1 pseudogene is annotated in these 1,540 nt (G+C 40.3%); it reads left to right on the forward strand.

Annotated features, from left to right (window positions below):
• A pseudogene (locus QUA07_RS29850) lies at positions 1-1,521 on the forward strand (IS5 family transposase); the annotation flags it as partial.
• Positions 1,522-1,540: the final 19 nt, after the last annotated feature.

A 1,540-nucleotide genomic window follows, 5' to 3' on the forward strand; every position in this document is an offset into this window, starting at 1 on the left:
CGAAAAGCTGAGCTTGCCCCAAGCCCCCCATCCGATTTTGAACTACCCTTTGAAGGAAGGTTGTCAGCAGATAACCGTTGGGTAAAGATGGCAGAACTTATCCCGTGGGATGAATTTGAAGCAGAATATGCTAAAAATTTCCCGACCGAAATGGGCGCACCCGCCAAATCATTTCGGATGGCATTGGGGGCATTAATCATCAAAGAAAAACTGGGAAGTAGCGATAGAGAAACAGTAGAACAAATCCGTGAAAACCCGTATCTACAATACTTTATCGGTCAATCAATCTACACCAATGAACTCCCATTTGACCCGTCGCTATTAGTTCATTTTCGGCAACGAATTAGTGCGAATCTAATTAATAAAGTGAACGAACGCCTGGTGGAAAAAATACGCGAAACCATCCCAGTCAAACCAGAAAAAAAAAAGGATTCGGACGCAAAAAATGAGTTACCCAATCAAGGAAAATTAATAATAGATGCGACCTGTGCCCCCGCAGATATTAGCTATCCGACCGACTTAGGACTATTAAACCGAGCCCGAGTTCATACCGAAAAAATCATCGACATTCTCTATAAATCTCTCACAGTAAAAATCAAGAAAAAACCCAGAACCTACCGAAAAATAGCCAGAAAAGACTACTTAGCAGTAGCCAAACAACGACGACCGACCAGAAACAAAAAAATCCAAGCAATTAAAAAACAACTGCAATATATCAAAAGAAACTTGGCTCATATTGAGCAGCTTATCGAATCAGGTGCGACTCTGGAAAGTCTGACCAAAAAGCAATATAAAACTTTGCTAGTCCTCACAGAAGTCTATCGCCAACAACTCTGGTTATTTGAAAATAAAAAACAGAGTATTGAGGACAGAATAGTAAGTTTAAGCCAACCCCACATCCGTCCCATTATTAGAGGTAAAGCAGGAAAACGAGTAGAGTTTGGAGCTAAACTGTCAGCGAGTTGCTTTGAGGGGTATGTGTTTTTATAGCGAATAAGCTGGGATAATTTTAACGAATCAGGAGACTTAAAAGCCCAAGTAGAAGCATTTAAAAGTTACACAGGATACTATCCAGAATCAGTCCATGCCGATCGCATTTATCGAACAAGGGAAAACCGAGCTTGGTGTAAAGAAAGAGGAATTAGAATTAGTGGGCCTCCGTTAGGAAGACCACCAGCAATTGTGAGTAAGGAAACAAAGAAACAAGCCTGGGAAGATGAGAGAATTCGTAACTCTATTGAGGGCAAGTTCGGACAAGGTAAACGAAGATTCAGCTTGAATCGCGTGATGGCAAAACTTGATAATACTTCTGGTACAGCTATTGCTATTACTTTTTTAGTAATGAACCTTTCTACCTGGTTAAGACGGGTTTTTTGTGTGTTTTTCTGCCGATTTCCCAAAATAAGGTCTGGTTACGCTTCAATGATTGTCAAAAATTATATTTTGGTCAATTACAAAAACCAAAACTTATGCTTCGCCGAACTTGAATCACCCATCAATTGCGATCGTGATTTTCCCTAACTTATTCAGCAAGCCCTAA

Origin of the sequence: Microcoleus sp. T3_A4, assembly GCF_036700465.1 — a bacterium.
Taxonomy (GTDB): Bacteria; Cyanobacteriota; Cyanobacteriia; order Cyanobacteriales; family Microcoleaceae; genus Microcoleus.